16 protein-coding genes and 1 rRNA gene are annotated in these 17237 nt (G+C 65.5%); 11 read left to right on the top strand and 6 right to left on the bottom strand.

Features of this window, described 5'->3' with window-relative positions; genetic code table 11:
• Nucleotides 1–19: 19 nt before the first annotated feature.
• Nucleotides 20–652 carry a hypothetical protein gene (locus ACCC97_RS21650; RefSeq protein ID WP_413334957.1) on the bottom strand — a complete coding sequence of 211 codons (633 nt, stop codon included), beginning with the start codon at nucleotides 650–652 and terminating at the stop codon, nucleotides 20–22.
• Between the two features lie 416 nt (nucleotides 653–1068).
• Here ACCC97_RS21650 and ACCC97_RS21645 point away from each other — a divergent pair, with 416 nt between their 5' ends.
• The 6 genes from ACCC97_RS21645 to ACCC97_RS21620 all read left to right on the top strand — a co-directional run bounded on the left by ACCC97_RS21645 (nucleotide 1069) and on the right by ACCC97_RS21620 (nucleotide 7312).
• Nucleotides 1069–2340: an amidohydrolase family protein gene (locus ACCC97_RS21645; RefSeq protein WP_413334955.1), complete on the top strand. Its 1272-nt coding sequence runs from the start codon at nucleotides 1069–1071 to the stop codon at nucleotides 2338–2340.
• A gap of 25 nt (nucleotides 2341–2365) precedes the next feature.
• Nucleotides 2366–3229, top strand: a complete 864-nt coding sequence (locus ACCC97_RS21640) for a creatininase family protein (RefSeq protein ID WP_007836131.1) — start codon at nucleotides 2366–2368, stop codon at nucleotides 3227–3229.
• A gap of 71 nt (nucleotides 3230–3300) precedes the next feature.
• Nucleotides 3301–4284: an ABC transporter substrate-binding protein gene (locus tag ACCC97_RS21635; protein ID WP_007836129.1), complete on the top strand. Its 984-nt coding sequence runs from the start codon at nucleotides 3301–3303 to the stop codon at nucleotides 4282–4284.
• A 12-nt stretch (nucleotides 4285–4296) separates the two neighbouring features.
• Nucleotides 4297–5127: an ABC transporter ATP-binding protein gene (locus tag ACCC97_RS21630; protein WP_413334952.1), complete on the top strand. Its 831-nt coding sequence runs from the start codon at nucleotides 4297–4299 to the stop codon at nucleotides 5125–5127.
• Nucleotides 5124–5933: an ABC transporter permease gene (locus tag ACCC97_RS21625; RefSeq protein ID WP_413334950.1), complete on the top strand. Its 810-nt coding sequence runs from the start codon at nucleotides 5124–5126 to the stop codon at nucleotides 5931–5933. The genes ACCC97_RS21630 and ACCC97_RS21625 overlap by 4 nt, the downstream gene beginning before the upstream one ends.
• 8 nt (nucleotides 5934–5941) lie before the next feature.
• Nucleotides 5942–7312, top strand: a complete 1371-nt coding sequence (locus tag ACCC97_RS21620; protein WP_413334949.1) for an FAD-binding oxidoreductase — start codon at nucleotides 5942–5944, stop codon at nucleotides 7310–7312.
• Nucleotides 7313–7315: 3 nt separating this feature from the next.
• Here the strand turns inward: ACCC97_RS21620 and lnt are convergent, their stop codons facing one another.
• From lnt to ACCC97_RS21600, 4 genes are all read right to left on the bottom strand, one after another.
• Nucleotides 7316–8884 carry an apolipoprotein N-acyltransferase gene (gene lnt, locus ACCC97_RS21615; protein ID WP_413334947.1) on the bottom strand — a complete coding sequence of 523 codons (1569 nt, stop codon included), beginning with the start codon at nucleotides 8882–8884 and terminating at the stop codon, nucleotides 7316–7318.
• A complete protein-coding gene (locus ACCC97_RS21610) occupies nucleotides 8884–9762 on the bottom strand; it encodes an HlyC/CorC family transporter (RefSeq protein ID WP_007836122.1) in 879 nt (292 codons plus the stop codon). The genes lnt and ACCC97_RS21610 overlap by 1 nt, the downstream gene beginning before the upstream one ends.
• Nucleotides 9763–9860: 98 nt before the next feature.
• Nucleotides 9861–10589: a GNAT family N-acetyltransferase gene (locus ACCC97_RS21605; protein WP_007836121.1), complete on the bottom strand. Its 729-nt coding sequence runs from the start codon at nucleotides 10587–10589 to the stop codon at nucleotides 9861–9863.
• 109 nt (nucleotides 10590–10698) lie between these two features.
• Nucleotides 10699–11172, bottom strand: a complete 474-nt coding sequence (locus ACCC97_RS21600) for an Lrp/AsnC family transcriptional regulator (RefSeq protein WP_007836115.1) — start codon at nucleotides 11170–11172, stop codon at nucleotides 10699–10701.
• 142 nt (nucleotides 11173–11314) lie between these two features.
• On the opposite strand from ACCC97_RS21600, the gene hppD reads away from it, so the two are divergent.
• The 5 genes from hppD to ACCC97_RS21575 all read left to right on the top strand — a co-directional run bounded on the left by hppD (nucleotide 11315) and on the right by ACCC97_RS21575 (nucleotide 16920).
• Nucleotides 11315–12442 carry a 4-hydroxyphenylpyruvate dioxygenase gene (hppD, locus tag ACCC97_RS21595; RefSeq protein WP_413315582.1) on the top strand — a complete coding sequence of 376 codons (1128 nt, stop codon included), beginning with the start codon at nucleotides 11315–11317 and terminating at the stop codon, nucleotides 12440–12442.
• A gap of 34 nt (nucleotides 12443–12476) precedes the next feature.
• A complete protein-coding gene (locus ACCC97_RS21590; protein WP_007836112.1) occupies nucleotides 12477–13280 on the top strand; it encodes a transporter substrate-binding domain-containing protein in 804 nt (267 codons plus the stop codon).
• 19 nt (nucleotides 13281–13299) lie between these two features.
• Nucleotides 13300–14175: a phenylalanine 4-monooxygenase gene (gene phhA, locus ACCC97_RS21585; protein WP_413334945.1), complete on the top strand. Its 876-nt coding sequence runs from the start codon at nucleotides 13300–13302 to the stop codon at nucleotides 14173–14175.
• 120 nt (nucleotides 14176–14295) lie between these two features.
• Nucleotides 14296–15987 (top strand): AMP-binding protein, encoded by a 1692-nt coding sequence (locus ACCC97_RS21580; RefSeq protein WP_413334943.1) that lies wholly within the window; start codon nucleotides 14296–14298, stop codon nucleotides 15985–15987.
• Entirely contained in the window at nucleotides 15988–16920 is a 933-nt protein-coding gene (locus ACCC97_RS21575) for an MBL fold metallo-hydrolase (RefSeq protein WP_413334941.1), read from the top strand.
• 80 nt (nucleotides 16921–17000) lie between these two features.
• Here the strand turns inward: ACCC97_RS21575 and rrf are convergent.
• Nucleotides 17001–17113, bottom strand: a 5S ribosomal RNA gene (rrf, locus tag ACCC97_RS21570).
• Nucleotides 17114–17237 lie beyond the last annotated feature (124 nt).

Raw genomic sequence — 17237 nt, 5'->3', positions numbered from 1 at the left:
CCATGGCGACGGCGCAGGATCAGGGCGAGGTGAGCGTGTAGGTCACGACGCCGTTGTTGGCCACCGTGGCACCGTACGTACCGGGCGCGTAGACGCCGGTATTGTCGTACGCGAAGGTCCACTTGCTTTCCTGGCGCACCACCGTGTTCACCGAAGTGAAGGTCGTGGCGGTCGGACCCGCGCCCGAGGTCGTGCTGAAGGCCGGGTGGGTGATGGCTGCGTTGGTGAAGCCGGCGGTCATGCCGGCGGTGAGCGGCGCCGCCGTCACGGTGATGGCGCTCCAGGGGATGGTGCTGCTGCCGTTGCTCAGCTGGCCGGTCACGCCGGATTTGAGCGACAGGTCGCCGGCATTGCCAAGCACGCGAACCGTAACCGCGCCCGCACCCAAATCACCGCCCGTGCCGGCGATGGTGCCGCCCGCGCCGACCGATGCGCCCGGCACCGTGAAGGCCAGGTTATCGACCGTGCCCACGGTGCTGAAGTTGGTACCGGTACCGACCTGCAGATACATCACGCGCGGAATCGTCACCGTGAAGTTGAGGCGCGCCGTGGCGGTCAGCGTGCCCGATGCCGCGCTCACGAAATTGGACTCTGCTTGCGCAGCGAAAGGAAGGGCGCCTGCGATGGCTGCAACCAGGAGTAGTTTTTTCAAGATGAGCTCTCGGTGAATCGAATGGTTGATAAAGAAAACGAAACTGAGGTCCAAAGTTCACATTTTTGGAAATGTGGATTTTAGTTAACAATTTATAAAAAAGGTGCGTCGATGTTACGTAAAGACTCGGGATCGCCGCCCAGTCCGTTGCGTTTTCACGAATTTCTGTGACTTCTGTTACGAAACACAACTGAGGTGAAAGCGGTTTCTGAGGCCATCGCGCAACTCGACCGCTCTAGAACCAAACCGGTGCGCCCGCACTGGCACGTCGCTTGCATTACCTGACCACTTGCTCTGATTAAGCGGTCAAACCTCATGTACGTGCTCTTCGCCTGCGACCATCCGGTCGAAACCAGCTTCCATGCTGCGCCGCACCAAGAGGTGCTGAATCTGCGCGCCGCCGCGTACGAGGTGGCATGAACGCTCCCGCCCTGCTCGACAACGTGCGTCTGCCGCGCTGGCTGCTGCCGGTGAACTGGCCGCAAGGCGACGGTGTGCCCGTGCTGGCGCGCATCGCGATCGAGGCCGGGCGCGTGCAGTCGGTACGCCCTGCGATGGGGATCGACGCCCCGGCAACGGGCTGGGATCTCGCCGGCACGCTGGCGCTGCCCGGCTTCGTCGACGCCCACACGCACCTCGACAAGGCCTTCACCCTGCCGCGCATGAAGCAGGTGCAGCCCGGCCTGCTCGGTGCCATCGACGCGATGCTGAGCGACCGTGTGCACTGGACGCCCGCCGACGTGCGCGAACGCGCCGCGCGCGGCCTGCAGTGGGCTTGGGAATGCGGCACCACACACCTGCGTACGCACGTCGACTGGTGGGAGCCCGATACCGTGCCGATGGCCTGGCCGGTGATGGCCGAGTTGGCGCAGGAATGGGCTGGCAAGCTGCGGCTGGAACAGGTGAGCCTCATCAAGCTGCCGCTGTTCGAAGACGCGGCGCAGGCGATGCGGCTCGCGAAGCAGGTCAAGGCCACCGGGCCGCACGCGCTGCTCGGCGGCTTCGTGCACTCCACCAACTGGAGCGAGAGCGCGCTGCGCAACCTGCTGGTGTCGGCGCAGGCCTGCGACCTCGACATCGACCTGCATGTCGACGAAGAGCTCAACGCCTCGGCGGTCGGCCTGCAGACCACGGCCCGCATCCTGCGCGAGATCGGCTACGAAGGCCGCGTGGTCTGCGGCCACATCTGCGCGCTCGCGGCACAGCCCGAGGCGCGGGCCTTCGCCACGCTCGATGCGGTGGCGCGCGCGCCGATCACGGTGGTGTCGCTGCCCGCCACCAACCTGCTGCTGCAGGACGCCGTCACCGGCCGCACGCCGCGCCTGCGCGGCATCACGCTGGTGAAGGAAGCACGCGAGCGCGGCATTCCGCTGCTCTTCGCCAGCGACAACGTGCAGGACCCGTTCTGCCGCGTCGGCAGCTTCGACCCCGTCGAAGCGCTGGGCACGGCCGCGCTGGTGGCGCAGCTCGACGAGCCTTTCGACGAATGGTCGCAGGCGCTGTGCCGCGGCGACTGGCTGCGGCGCGAAGCCCCGGACGCCGAACCCACGCTGGTGGGCCAGGGAGCCGACCTCGTGCTCTTCACCCAGGCCGACCGCCACGGCTGGCCCTCGCGCACTGCCGGCCGCGTGGTGCTGCGGGAAGGCCGCGTCACGCACGGCGACCCGGCGCCCTTCGTTCCCCAATAACGACTCCCTCCACAAGGACTCTTCCATGCTCCACGGCTACATCCCGCCCCACCGCTTCCTGCCCTACCTGAGCTGGACCGAAATCGCCGCGCTGCCCGACCGCGAGAACACCGTCATCGTGCTGCCCTGCGGCGCGATCGAGCAGCACGGGCCGCACCTGCCCTGCTCGGTCGACAGCGTGATCTGCTCGGGCGTGATGGGCAAGGCGCTCGAAAAGCTCCCCGCCGAGGTGCGCGCCTTCGCGCTGCCGACCATCACCTACGGCAAGTCGGAGGAGCACCTGCACTTCCCCGGCACGATGACGCTGACCGGCACCACGCTGCTTTCGACCGTGATCGAGATCGGCGAGTCGGTCTACCGCTCAGGCTTTCGCAAGCTGTTGTTCGCCAACGGCCACGGCGGCCAGCCGCAGGTGCTCGAGATGGCAGCGCGCGAACTGCGCCTGCGTCATGGCGACTTCGTGGTGGTGCCGCACGGCGTGTCGCGCCTGCCGAGCGCAGCCAGCAAGCAGGTGAGCGAGCAGGAGAAGAAGCTCGCGATGCACGCCGGCCATTCCGAGACCGCGCTGATGCTCGCGCTCGCGCCCGAGACAGTGCACATGGAGCACGCGGTCGCCAACTTTCCGCCGCCCTTCCCGATCAAGCTGCTGTCGGCCGACGGCCGCCCGGCCTGCGCCTGGACCTCCCGCGACTTCGGCCCGAGCGGCGTGATCGGCGACCCCACCACCGCCACGCGCGAACAGGGCAAAGAGATCCTCGACACGCTCTCCGACAGCTGGGCACAGGCGCTGACCGAACTGCATGCGCTGCGTTGGGTGGTGCGCGAAGAAGCCACCTGGGAGCGTGGGCACCAGCAGGGCTTCATCCAGCAGAGCTTCGACCCCGCCTGAGCCTGTTTCTTGCAACGGCCCCTTCGCTTTTCTCGCTTCTTCAACTCCCCAGCCTTCGAGAGGTTCCCACCATGCGCTCCTTCGCACTGTCCGTCGCCGGCGCCGCCGCCATCGCTTTTCTCGCCACCGCGCCCGCGCAGGCCGAGGACAAGTTCACCTACATGACCAACTGGTACGCGCAGGCCGAGCACGGCGGCTTCTACCAGGCGCAGGCGCTGGGCATCTACAAGAAGTACGGCCTCGACGTGACCATCAAGATGGGCGGCCCGCAGGTCAACATCACGCAGATGATGGCCGCCGGCCAGGCCGACTGCATCATGGGTTCGAGCGACATCCAGATGATGCAGGTGCGCGAAGGCGGCGTGCCGGTGGTCAACGTGGCGGCCTTCTTCCAGAAGGACCCGCAGGTGCTGATCGCGCACGACGACGTCAAGAAGTTCGAGGACCTGAAGGGCAAGACGCTGCTGATCGGCGCGCAGGCCCAGCGCGGCTACTGGCCGTGGCTGAAGGCCAAGTTCGGCTTCACCGACGAGCAGACCCGCCCCTACACCTTCAACATCCAGCCCTTCGTGGCCGACAAGAACAGCGCGCAGCAGGGCTACCTGACCTCGGAGCCCTACGCCATCCAGAAGGCCGGCGTGAAGAGCACCGTGCTGATGTTCAGCGACCACGGCTTCCCGGCCTACGCGACCACCGTGTCGTGCATGGAGAAGACGGTGAAGGACCGCAGCAAGCAGGTCGCCGCCTTCGTGAAGGCCTCGGCCGAGGGTTGGAAGAGCTACCTCGCCGACCCGGCGCCCGCCAACGCCCTCATCAAGAAGGACAACCCCAACATGACCGACGACCAGCTGGCCTACAGCGTGGCCAAGCTCAAGGAGATGGGCATGGTCACCGGCGGCGACGCGGCCAAGCTCGGCATCGGCGTGATGACGGATGCGCGTGCGAAGGCCAGCTACGACTTCCTGGTGAGCGCGAAGCTGCTCGACCCCGCCAAGGTCGAACTCGCCAAGACCTACACGACCGAGTTCGTCAAGGACGCCAAGGTTCTGCCCTGAGTCTTCCGCTTCATGAATCGCATCGAACCCAACACCCTCGCGCCGCCAGCGGAGCCTGCCGTGCCCGCGGTGGAAGTGCTCTCGGCGGAGAAGACCTACCCCAACGGCACGCAGGCGCTGCTGCCGGTGGACCTGTCCATCGCCGAAGGCGAATTCGTCACGCTGCTCGGTCCCTCGGGCTGCGGCAAGAGCACGCTGCTGAAGATGGTGGCAGGCATGCTCGAACCCAGCGACGGCCGGCTGCTGGTGTGGCGCAAGCCGGTGGCGCAGATCCACAGCTGCCCGCACAAGCTGTCGTTCGTGTTCCAGTCGCCCACGCTGATGCCGTGGGCGAGCGTGCAGACCAACGTGCGCCTGCCGCTGGACCTGGCCGGCGTGCCGCGCAAGGAAGCCGATGCGCGGGTGACGGAATCGCTCGCGCTGGTGGGGCTCGAAAAGTTTGCCGATGCGCTGCCGCGCGCGCTCTCGGGCGGTATGCAGATGCGCGTGTCGATCGCGCGCGGCCTCGTCACGCAGCCCGACCTGCTGCTGATGGACGAGCCCTTCGGCGCGCTCGACGAGATCACTCGCCACAAGCTCGATGCCGATCTGCTGGAGCTGTGGCGCAAGAAGAAGCTCACGGTGATCTTCGTGACGCACTCGATCCACGAGGCGGTGTTCCTGTCGAGCCGCGTGGTGATGATGGCGGCGCGGCCGGGTCGGGTGGTGGAAGAGCTCCGCATCGACGAGCCCTATCCGCGCAGCGCCGATTTCATGGTGACGCCCGAATTCGCACGCTACGCGAAGCAGCTGCAGGACAGCCTGCTGCGCGCCAGCAGTGCCGATGAGGAGACCGCGCGATGAAGAAGACAGTCAAACCTCTGCTGAGCCAGCCGCGCGTGCAGCGCGTGCTCTACCCGGTGCTGATCGGCGTGGTGCTGGTCGCGCTGTGGCAGTGGATGGTGGTGGCGATGGAGCTGCCGCCCTACCTCGTGCCCTCGCCCTACCTGATGATGCAGACGCTGGTGACCGACTGGGCGCCGCTGGGCAATGCGCTGCTGGTCACGCTGAAGATCACGGTGCTGTCGTTCCTGCTGGCCACGGTGGCGGGCGTGCTGATCTCGTTCCTGTTCGTGCAGAGCAAGCGCATCGAGACCGCGCTCTTTCCGTACGCGGTGCTGCTGCAGGTGACGCCCATCGTGGCGGTCGCGCCGCTGATCATCATCTGGGTGAAGAATCCGGTGGCCGCCATGACGGTGTGCGCGGCGCTGGTGGCGCTGTTCCCCATCATCAGCAACACCACGCTCGGCCTGCGCAGCATCGACCCCGACCTGCAGAGCTACTTCAAGCTGAACCGCGCCACGCGCTGGCAGCAGCTGGTGCGGCTGCGCATTCCGAGCGCGCTGCCGTATTTCTTTGGCGGGCTGCGCATCTCCAGCGGCCTCGCGCTGATCGGCGCGGTGGTGGCGGAGTTCGTCGCGGGCACGGGCGGTTCCGGCGCGGGGCTGGCCTACCAGATCCTGCAGGCGGGCTTCCAGCTGAACATCCCGCGCATGTTCGCCGCGCTGCTGCTCATTTCCCTCACCGGTGTCGCGCTCTTCGTGCTGATGGCCTGGCTCACCAAGGTGGCGCTGGGCTCCTGGCATGCGAGCGAACTTTCCCAGGATTGAACTTGACCATGAATGCTCCCGTTTCCGCCATCGAGCAATTGCTGCTCGAACTGCCCGACCTCGACTGGATCAGCGATGAGAGCCGCGTGACGCGGCTGTCGCAAGACTTTTCCTGGTTCAGCCCCGTGCTCAACCGCCAGCTCAAGGACAAGCGCGCCGACGTGGTCGTGCGCCCGCGCACCGAGGAAGAGATCCGCACCGTGGTGGGCGCCTGCGCGCGCCGCGGCGTGCCGATCACCATCCGCGGCAGCGGCACCGGCAACTACGGCCAGACGACGCCGCTGGCCGGCGGCGTGGTGCTCGACATGACGGGCTACAACAGCTGCCTGTGGGTACGGCCCGGCGTGGCGCGCGCGCAGGCCGGCATTCGCCTGGGCGAGTTGGAAAAGCAGGCCAAGCCCACGGGGCAGGAGCTGCGCTGCATGCCGTCGACCTATCGCAGCGCGACGCTGGGCGGCCTTTTCGGCGGCGGCTTCGGCGGCGTGGGCTCGATCAACTACGGGCCGCTGGGCGCACCGGGCAACGTGCTCGGCATCCGCGCGATGAGCATCGAGGCGGAGCCGCAGGTGGTCGAGCTGCGCGGCGCCGAGGCGATGCGCATGCACCACCTGTGGGGCACCAACGGACTGGTGCTGGAACTGGAAATTGCCCTGGCACCCGCGCATCCATGGCTGGAGACGCTGGTCACTTTCGACAACTTCGGGGGCGCACTGCACTTCGCCGACAAGCTCGCGAACGCGCCGGGCATCGTGAAGCGCGAAGTGGCGTTCTTCGCCGCGCCCATCTCGGACCACCTGGCGCAACTCGCGGCGCACCTGCTGACGGGCTGCCACACGGTGCTGTCGCTGGTGGCGGAATCGTGCGAGCCCGCGCTGCTGCAGCTGGCCGAGGCGCACGGCGGCACGGTGAGCTACCGCAAGACGGCGGCCGAGGTGCAGAAGAGCAACCGCACGCTGATGGAGTTCACCTGGAACCACACGACGCTGCACGCGCTCAAGATCGATCCGACGCTGACCTACCTGCAGAGCGGCTTCGTGCCGGGCCGGCATGTCGAGCAGGTGATCGAGATGGAAAAGCTGCTGAGCGGCGAGGTGATGATGCACCTGGAGTTCATCCGCAACGTTGCGGGCCTCATGACCTGCAGCGGACTGCAGCTGGTGCGCTTCAGCACCGAGGAGCGGCTGCAGGAGATCATGCGCATCCACCGCGAGCACAACGTGCACATCAACAACCCGCATGTGAACATCGTGGAAGACGGCAAGGCCGGCGGGCCGCTGCCGCCCGAGGTCATCGCGGTGAAGAAACGCTTCGATCCGATGGGGCTGCTGAATCCCGGCAAGCTGCGCGACTGGCCGGTGAAGGGCGCACGGGTCGCCTGAGGCTCAATCGCGGCGGCGGCGGCGCAGCACAAAGGCTGCGGCCACGATGGCCATCGCCAGCAGCCACAGCGGCCACAGACCGAAAGGCGCGACCCAGCGCGCATACGGCGTGAGGCCACGCCGGCCTTCGGCGCTGGCTTCGAGCACGCCGCGCGTGAGGCGCGGCAGTTCGTGCGTCACGCGGCCGTCGGCATCGATCACCACGGTCGCACCGGTATTGGTGGAGCGCACCATCGGCCGCGCGAATTCGAGCGCGCGCATGCGCGAGATCGACAGGTGTTCGTCGATGGCCACCGTGTCGCCGAACCATGCGATGTTGCTCACGTTGAGCAGGATGGTGGGGGCCGTGGCCTCGTCCGTGAAGTTCGCCCCGATCTCGTCGCCGAACAAGTCTTCGTAGCAGATATTCGGTGCGATACGCTGGCCCTGCCAGACGAACGGCGCCTGCGCGAGCCCGCCGCGTGCGAAGTCGCCGAGCGGGATGTTCATCATCTGGATGAACCAGCGGAAGCCCGGGGGAATGAATTCGCCGAAGGGCACCAGGTGGTGCTTGCTGTAGACGTAGGGCCGCGCGGCGCCGGGCTGGAAGCCGAGCACTGCATTGCTGTACGTGCCCTGCCCTCCCATCGGCAGGCCGACGATGGCGGCCTGCGTGCCCTGGCTGTAGCGCGCCTCGATCACTTCGAGATAGCCGGCCGGCAACTGCTGCGGCAGGAGCGGCAAGGCGGTCTCGGGCGTCACGACGAGCGATGCCTTGGCGTCGCGCAATTGCTCGCCGTACCAGCGCAGCGCGGTTTCGATGCCGCCGCCGGGAATGAATTTCTCGTCCTGCGGGATGTTGCCTTGCAGGAGTGCAAGCTGGAGATTGCCGGCCGAGCCCTTGGGACCTTGTACGTCACTGCGCAGCGGCGCAACCAGTTGCGGCGCGGCGAACACGAGCGCGATCAGCACCAGGCCTTGCACGAGCTCGGCGACGCGCGGCGGCCGGTGCAGCACGACCAGCGCAACGACCAGCGCCGCTGCGGCACCGATGCCGTAGACACCGACCCACGGCGCCAGCGCGGCCAGCGGACCTTCGACATGCGCATAGCCGCCGGCGCCCCACGGGAAACCCGTGAACCAGCTGCCGCGCACGAGCTCGGCCAGCGTCCACAGCGCCGCGAAGACGAGCGCGCCTGTCACCCGCCCCTGCGGTCCGCGAACAACGAACCACGCAGCCGCAACCGCGTAGTACAGCCCGAGCGCCGCGGCCAGTGCCAGCACGGCGATGGCCGCGAGAGGCGCCGGCAGCCCGCCATAGGTGTGCATCGAAATGAAGAGCCACCAGAAGCTGCCGGTGAGCCAGGCGGTCGAGAACAGCCAGCCATGCAGGCCGGCGCGACGCCAGCCCGCGCCCTGCGCGCGCAGGCCGTCGAGCAGCCACACGAACGCACCGAGCGACAGCAGCTGCAGCCACCACAGCGGCTTGCCGCCCACGGGCGAGGCCATCGAAAGCGCCTGCGCGAGCCCGGCGGCACCGAAGCCGAGCAGGCGGAACAGGTTGGCGGAAGGAGAAGCCGGCGCGCCGCGCATCAGTCGGCCGCGTCGCCGCCGCGCGCCGGGGACACCTTGAACCAGCGCACCGCGCCGCCCTTGGTGTGCAGCACCACGAAGTCGAAGCCGCCGATGGCGTGGTGCTCGCCGCGCTTGGGCACGTGGCCCATCTCGTGCGCGATCAAGCCGCCGATGGTGTCGAAGTCTTCGCTCAGCTGTTCTTCATCGAACACGATGCCGAAGGCCTCGGCCACGCGCTCGATGGGCGTGTCGCCCGAGACGCGGTAGGTGTGGTCGGCCAGGCCGAAGATGTCGCCTTCGTCCTCGGCGATGTCGAACTCGTCCTCGATCTCGCCGACGATCTGCTCGAGCACGTCCTCGATGGTGATGAGGCCGGCCACGCGGCCGAACTCGTCGATCACGATGGCCAGGTGGTTGCGGTTGCCGCGGAACTCGCGCAGCAGATCGTTCAGGCCCTTGCTCTCGGGCACGAAGGTGGCCGGGCGCAGCAGGGCGCGGATGTTGAGGCCCGGCGCGCGCTGCAGCTTGAGCAGGTCTTTCGCGAGCAGGATGCCGATGATGTTTTCTTTCTCGCCCTCGTACACCGGGAAGCGCGAGTGCGCGGTGTCGATGATGAGGTGCAGCAGCGCGTCGAACGGTGCGTCGATGTTCACCAGGTCCATGCGCGGCGCGGCAACCATCACGTCGCCCGCGGTCATGTCGGCCATGCGCAGCACGCCTTCGAGCATCACGCGCGATTCGGCGCCGATCACCTCGTTGTCCTCGGCATCGGCCAGGGTTTCGATCAGCTCGTCGCGCGAGTCGGGACCGGGGTGGATGAATTCGGCGAGCTTCTGGAGAAAGCCGCGCTTGTCTTCCCGTTCGACGGGAGCGCGTTCAGGGTGAGGGTCGGCCACTGCGGGAGGGCTTAGTTGAGGAAAGGCAAGGATACCGGATTGCGTGTGACACGCTCTACCGCATGACCCCCGCCAGCCATTGGGCCCGCCGCCAGGCCTCAGGGGGCGGATTTCTTGCGGGCATCACGCATGCCGCTGCGCACTTCCTGCACGCTCGCCAGGAAGGCCCAGAACTGCTTGGCACGGCTCTTGAGCGCGAAGTCGACCGCGGCGTAGTGCTCCAGGGCGATCTCGCTCATGCGGCTGTCGAAGGTGGCGCTGGGCAGTTCGAGGTGGGCCTCGGCTTCCGAGCCGCTGCGCACCACCGTCGCGCCGGCGTTGCGGGCGATCTTCAGCATGGCGGCGTTTTCGCTGAGCGCATGGATGAAGAGCATGCCCACGCCTTCGTTGCGGGCCACGACCACGGCGCGCTCGAACAGGCGGGCGCCGTAGCCCCGGCCGCGGGCATGCGCCGAGACCGACACGCCGAATTCGGCGCAGTCGCTGTGCTGGTCGCCGGGCGCGAAGGCCAGGTGCGCCATCGCGATCAGGTCGAGGCGGCGGTTGTAGATGCCGAAGAGTTCATCGCGCTCGAAGTCGAGACCGTCGACGTAGCTCTGGACCTGCTCGTCGCCCGCCGCATAGCCGAAGCGCAAATAGCGGTCGTGCGGGGAGAGTTCGAGCAGGTGGCGAGCGATGCGCTCGCGTTCGCGCGGGCCGATCGAGCGGATCGGCACCATGACGGGTTGAGGCGCGCTGACTGCGCGTGGTTGCGCCTCAACCATCGGCGCTTTCAGGAAAGAGCCGAGGCCGAGAGACGCTTTGAGAAGGGTCTTGGCGGTAAGCATGACTCGAATGTAAGGGTTTCCCCTTAAACAACAAGTCCACAGGGTCAATCGCGGGACACATTTGTGTCCTAGTACCAAGCTGCGTGGCGCTGGCGCAACCGCAATGTGGCTAAACCGGCACAGCTGTGGTGGCCTTGACACGGTCGAGCACGAAGCTGGTCTTGCAGTCCTCCACGCTCGGATGCTTCAGCAGTGTGTCCATGATGAAGCGGCTGTAGTGGGCCATGTCGGCCACGACCACCCGCAACAGGTAGTCCATGTCGCCGGTGAGGGCCGCGCATTCGACCACCTCGGGCCATGTCTGCACGCTTGCGCGGAACAGGTCCATCGGGTTGCGCTTGTGGCTCTCGGTGTGCTTTTCGAGTCGCACATTGAGATAAGCGGTCAGCCCCAGGCCGATGGCTTCGGGCTGGACCAGCGCGACGTAGCGGTCGATCACCTTGTGCTCTTCGAGCCGCTTGACCCGCCGCAGCACGGCGCTGGGTGACAGGCTGACCTGCTCCGCGATCTGGTCGTAGGTGGCACGCCCATCTGCTTGCAGCGTGCGCAGAATCAGCCTATCGATCTTGTCCAGTGCTTCCATGTCGCCATTCTTGCAGTTTTATTGCGCAATGGCCATCCCGAGCGCCCGGAAACGCAGAAAACCTGAGAGGCATCCGCCCTACATTGCATGACCGGCCGATTTCGCGCCTTATTCATCCAGCCCCACCTACCGGAGACCGCACATGAGCCATGCCGACGCACCCGCCTTCACGCCCTGGGAGAACCCCATGGGCACCGACGGCTTCGAATTCATCGAGTACGCGGCACCCGATCCGGCCGCCATGGGCAAGGTGTTCGAGCGCATGGGCTTCAAGGCGGTGGCGAAGCACCGCCACAAGAACGTGCTGCTGTACCGCCAGGGCACCATCAACTTCATTCTGAACGCGGAGCCCGATTCCTTCGCGCAGAAGTTCGCGCGCGAACATGGCCCGAGCGTCTGCGCCATCGCCTTCCGCGTGCAGGACGCCAAGCAAGCCTACGAGCGCGCCACATCACTCGGCGCATGGGGCTTCGCCGACAAGGCCGGCCCCGGAGAGCTGAACATCCCCGCCATCAAGGGCATCGGCGACAGCCTGATCTACCTGGTGGACCGCTGGCCCGGCAAGAATGGGGCGAAGCCCGGCGACATCGGCAACATCGGCTTCTACGACGTGGACTTCGAGGCGCTGCCGGGCGTGTCGTCGCAAGACGCGCTGGCGCGCAAGGGCAACGGCCTGACCTACATCGACCACCTGACGCACAACGTGTACCGCGGCCGCATGGACGTGTGGGCCAACTTCTACGAGAAGCTCTTCAACTTCCGCGAGGTGAAGTACTTCGACATCGAAGGCCAGGTGACGGGTGTGAAGAGCAAGGCCATGACCAGCCCCTGCGGCAAGATCCGCATCCCGATCAACGAAGAAGGCAAGGAACAGGCCGGCCAGATCCAGGAGTACCTGGACATGTACAAGGGCGAGGGCATCCAGCACATCGCCATGGGCTCGGACAACCTGTACGAAAGCGTCGACGCGCTGCGCGCCAACGGCGTGACGCTGCTGGACACCATCGACACGTACTACGAGCTGATCGACAAGCGTATTCCCGGGCACGGCGAAAGCGTGGCCGAACTGAAGAAGCGCAAGATCCTGATCGACGGCAAGAAGGACGCGCTGCTGCTGCAGATTTTCAGCGAGAACCAGTTGGGCCCGATCTTCTTCGAGTTCATCCAGCGCAAGGGCGACGACGGTTTCGGCAACGGCAACTTCAAGGCGCTGTTCGAGAGCATCGAGCTCGACCAGATGCGCCGCGGCGTGCTGAGCGCCGCAAAATAAGGGCTCCTTCTTTCTTATTGCCCAGGAGCCCGGTATGCGCAGTTGCATGTCTTCGATCGGTTTGACCTTCATCGCGGCGGCAGCCGCCGTTCTTTCGGGTTGCGCCATGGCGCCGGCGAGCACGCCGGTGGCCGGCTCGCACCTCGATGCCGTGCAGAAGGCGGCGGTGCTGCGCATCTGCACGCCGGGCGACTACAAGCCCTTCAGCTTCCAGAAGGCTGAGGGCGCCTTCGAGGGCATCGACGTCGACCTGATGACGGGCTTCAGCGCCAGCCTGGGCGCGAAGCCCGAGTGGGTCAAGACCACCTGGGCCAACCTGCTGCCCGACCTGAACGCCGGCAAGTGCGACATCGCCGTGGGCGGCGTGTCGGTCACCACCGACCGGCAGAAGCGGGCCTTCTTCAGCACGCCCTACATGGTCAACGGCAAGACGCCCATCGCGCGCTGCGCCGACGTGGCCAAGTACCAGAGCGTGGCCGCCATCGACAAGCCGTCGGTGCGCGTCATCTTCAACCCGGGCGGCAGCAACGAGCGCTTCGCCCGGGCCAATTTCAAACAGGCCAAGCTCACGCTGCACGGCGAGAACGTGACGATCTTCGACGAGATCCTCGCCAACCGCGCGGACGTGTTCGTGACCGAAGCGGCCGAGGCCATCACGCAGCAGAAGCTCAAGCCGGGCCTGTGTGCGGTCAATCCCGACAAACCGCTGCAGTACGGCGAAATGGCCTGGATGCTCCCGCGCGACGACGTTGCCTTCAAGTCATACGTCGACCAGTGGCTGCATCTGCAGCAGGCCGGCGGCGACTTCCAGCGCACGATGGACCGCTGGCTCAAGTAACTCTCAAGAATCGTTTCTCATGGACACTCCTGCCGCCGCCGTTGTCACCCCCGCCGTCTACGGCGCTTCCGACCGCCCGCCTCGGGGCGACTATTCGCGCGGCGGCAAGGTGATGGCCGACTACACCTGCCCGCAGGACTGGGCCAGCTATACAGAGGCCGACCACGACACCTATCGCCGGCTCTACGAGCGCCAGGCGGCGCAGTTACCGGGGCTGGCCTGCGACGCCTTCATCAAGTCGCTGCCGTCGCTCGGCGTGAAGGACCGCATTCCGCGCTTCGAGGAACTCAACGAGCGGCTGCATCGCGCGACCGGTTGGGAGATCGTCGCGGTGCCGGGGCTGATTCCGGAGCTGCCGTTCTTCACGCTGCTGGCGAACCGCAAGTTCCCGGTGACCGACTGGATCCGCAAGCCAGAGGAGTTCGACTACATCGTCGAGCCCGACGTGTTCCATGACCTGTTCGGCCACGTGCCGATGCTGTTCGACCCGACCCTCGCCGACTACGTGCAGCGCTACGGCGCGGGCGGCATCAAGGCGCACGAACTGGGCGCCGGCGAGAAGCTCGCGCGGCTTTATTGGTACACGGTGGAGTTCGGGCTGATCCGCCAGCCGGACGGCCTGCGCGCTTACGGCGCCGGCATTCTGAGCTCGGTGGGCGAACTGAAGCACGCGGTGCTCAGCGATGAGCCGCACCGGCTGCCGCTGGACCTGCTGCGCACCATGCGCACGCGCTACAAGATCGACACCTACCAGGCCAACTACTTCGTGATCGACAGCTTTGCGCATCTGTTCGACCTTACGGCGCCCGACTTCACGGCGCTGTACGAGTCGCTGGCGGTTGCGACCGACATCGAAGCCGGAGTGCTGCTGCCGGGCGAATCGGGCTTGGCCTGAATTTCTGAGGGCTGCGCCGCGCAGCTATCGCGCGCGCGACAGCACACGTCCGCTCCCTAGGACAAGCCCGCTGGCGGCGAAGGCGCACTGCCTCCCACAATCCGCGCCAAAGGAGCTTGCATGCAGACATCCGCGCGACAGAACTATCCGGCCGGCGTACCGCACGAGATTCATCCCGAGCAGTACCGTTCCTTGCCTCACATGTTCGACGAGGCCTTTGGCCGCTACGCCGACAGGCCGTTCTCGGTCTGCATGGAGCGCTGGATGTCCTATGGCGAACTCGACACGCTGTCGAAGGCGCTGGGCGCCTGGCTGCAATCGCTCGGACTGGAGTCGGGTGCGCGCGTAGCCATCATGCTGCCCAATATTCCGCAGTTCGCGGTCACCATGTGCGGCGTGCTGCGCGCGGGCTATACGTGCGTCAACGTCAATCCGCTGTACACCGCGCGGGAGCTGGAACACCAGCTGAAGGACTCTGGCGCGACGGCGATCGTCATCCTCGAGAACTTCGCGGCAACGCTAGAGAAGGTGATCGAGCGCACGCCCGTGAAGCATGTGGTCGTGACGGCGATGGGCGATCTGCTGGGCGGGCTGTATGGCGCATGGATCACGATGGCAGTGCGTCATCTGGCGAAGATCGTGCCGGCGTACAAGCTGCCGCTGAGCGATGGACGCACGGTCACGCCGTTCACTCAGGCGATCTCGGAGGGCCGAGGCCGCATGCTGGGGCCCGACCGCAGCACGCTCGATTCGATCGCGTTCCTGCAGTACACGGGCGGGACGACCGGCCTCTCGAAGGGCGCGGTGCTGACCCATCGCAACATCGTTGCGGCCACTCTGCAGGCGGAGGCCTGGTTCACACCTGCGCTGTCGCGCGCGGGCGATCTGGCGAAGGTCAACAGCATCGCGGCGCTGCCGCTGTATCACATCTTTGCGCTGACGCTGTGCTTGCTGGTGATCCGCCAGGGCTCGCACATGACGCTGATCCCGAACCCGCGCGACTTCAACAAGTTCATCGCGGTACTGAAGAAGCGGCCATTCCACATGCTGCCGGCAGTGAACACGCTGTTCAATGCACTGCTGATACACCCGGAGTTCAAGTCGATCGATTTCTCCACACTGTTCGTGTCGCAGGCGGGAGGCATGGCGGCATCGGAAGGTACCGCGCGCAAGTGGTTCGAGGCCACAGGCTGCCCGATGATCGAAGGCTGGGGGATGAGCGAAACCTGCGCCATCGGGACCAACAACCCGGTGTCGAATACCGAGTTCACCGGGACGATCGGCTTGCCTTTGCCAAGCATCGAGATCGCAATCAAGGACGACGATGGCAATTCGCTGCCGGCAGGCCAGCCGGGTGAGCTTTGCATCAAGGGACCGAACGTGATGACGGGCTACTACAACCAGCCCGCCGAGACGGCGGCGGCCTTCACCGCCGATGGCTTCATGCGCACCGGCGATATTGCGGTGATGCAGGAAGACGGCTACAGCCGCATCGTCGACCGCAAGAAGGACATGATTCTGGTGAGCGGCTTCAACGTGTTCCCCAACGAACTCGAGAACGTGATTTCCCTGTGCCCAGGGGTCGTGGAATGCGCGGCGGTGGGCGTCCCGGACGAGAAGCAGGGCGAGGCCATCAAGGTCTTCGTCGTCCGCAGGGACCCGGCGCTGACTGAAGACGCAGTGCTGCAGTACTGCCACTCGCAGCTCACGGGCTACAAGCGGCCGAAGCACATCGAGTTCAGGGAATCGCTGCCGAAGACCAACGTGGGAAAGATCTTGCGCCGCGAACTGCGCGCCAGTGCGGGCGCCTGAATGAGCCATTCGTCGGCGAGTGCCGGGCTGCCAGCGAATGTCGTGGTATTCGAGCGGGGTTGGCTGTCTTCGAACAATGTTCTGTTCGTCGGCAGCGAAGAAACCGCGGTGGTCGACACGGGGTATGCAACGCATGCTGAACAGACGCTGGCGCTGGTCGAGTCGGTGCTGGGGGAACGGCCACTCGATCTCATCCTGAATACGCATCTCCACAGCGACCATTGCGGTGGGAATGCCGCATTGCAAGAACGCTATCCGTTGGCTCGTACGGAAATCCCGCCCGGCGAAGCTGGCTTGGTGAAACGCTGGGATCAAAGGGGCCTGAGTTTCTTGGCGACGGGGCAGATGTGCCGCAGGTTCCGTTTTACGGGGCTGCTGCGGCCCGGGACGGAACGCATGCTCGGCGATCGGTCGTGGCAAGTGCATGCGGCACCCGGCCACGATCCCCATTCGATCATTCTGTTCGACGCAGCGTCACGGACACTGATTTCGGCGGATGCCCTGTGGGAGAACGGATTTGGTATCGCTTTCCCCGAACTGGCCGGTGAGCCGTCGTTCAAAGATGTAGGCGCCACGTTGGATCTGATCGAAACGCTTGCTCCCCGGCAAGTGATTCCAGGGCATGGCGCTGTATTCGACGATGTCGGCAAAGCTCTGTCTGTAGCGCGTCGCCGGCTCGACGGTTTGCAGCGCGATCCGGTGAAGCATGCACGTCACGCCATCAAGGTACTGATGAAATTCAAGCTGCTGGAGGTGCAGTCGATCTCTTTTGCGGATTGGCAGGCGTGGCTGCGAGGCGCTGCATACATCGACGTGATCCGATCACGCTTTTTCAGCGCGATTGAATTGGATCAATTGGCTGGGGACATCCTGGCGGAGCTGGTTGCGGCCGGCGCGGCAGAGATGAGCACATTTGGCCTCCGCAATATCTAGCACCTTCTTTATTCGTCTTCCAGCCCCCAAAGCAAAAAACCCCAGTCAGATCTCTGACTGGGGTTTTCTGGGCTGTAAGAGCCTGACGATGACCTACTTTCACACGGGAACCCGCACTATCATCGGCGCTGAGTCGTTTCACTGTCCTGTTCGGGATGGGAAGGAGTGGGACCAACTCGCTATGGTCATCAGGCATAAAGGGTTGTTCTGTTGATCACATGATCAAGAGAACGAATTCATAGAGTTTGGAATCAGCTTGTGGCGAATTATTTTGAATGCGTCAACTTGGCATAACACCTTGATCGGATTGATCAAAG

This window comes from Variovorax sp. Varisp85 (assembly GCF_047304045.1).
GTDB lineage: Bacteria > Pseudomonadota > Gammaproteobacteria > Burkholderiales > Burkholderiaceae_C > Variovorax.
Note: the sequence above shows the minus strand (reverse complement) of the source record. Positions and strands in the feature narration are given on the sequence as shown.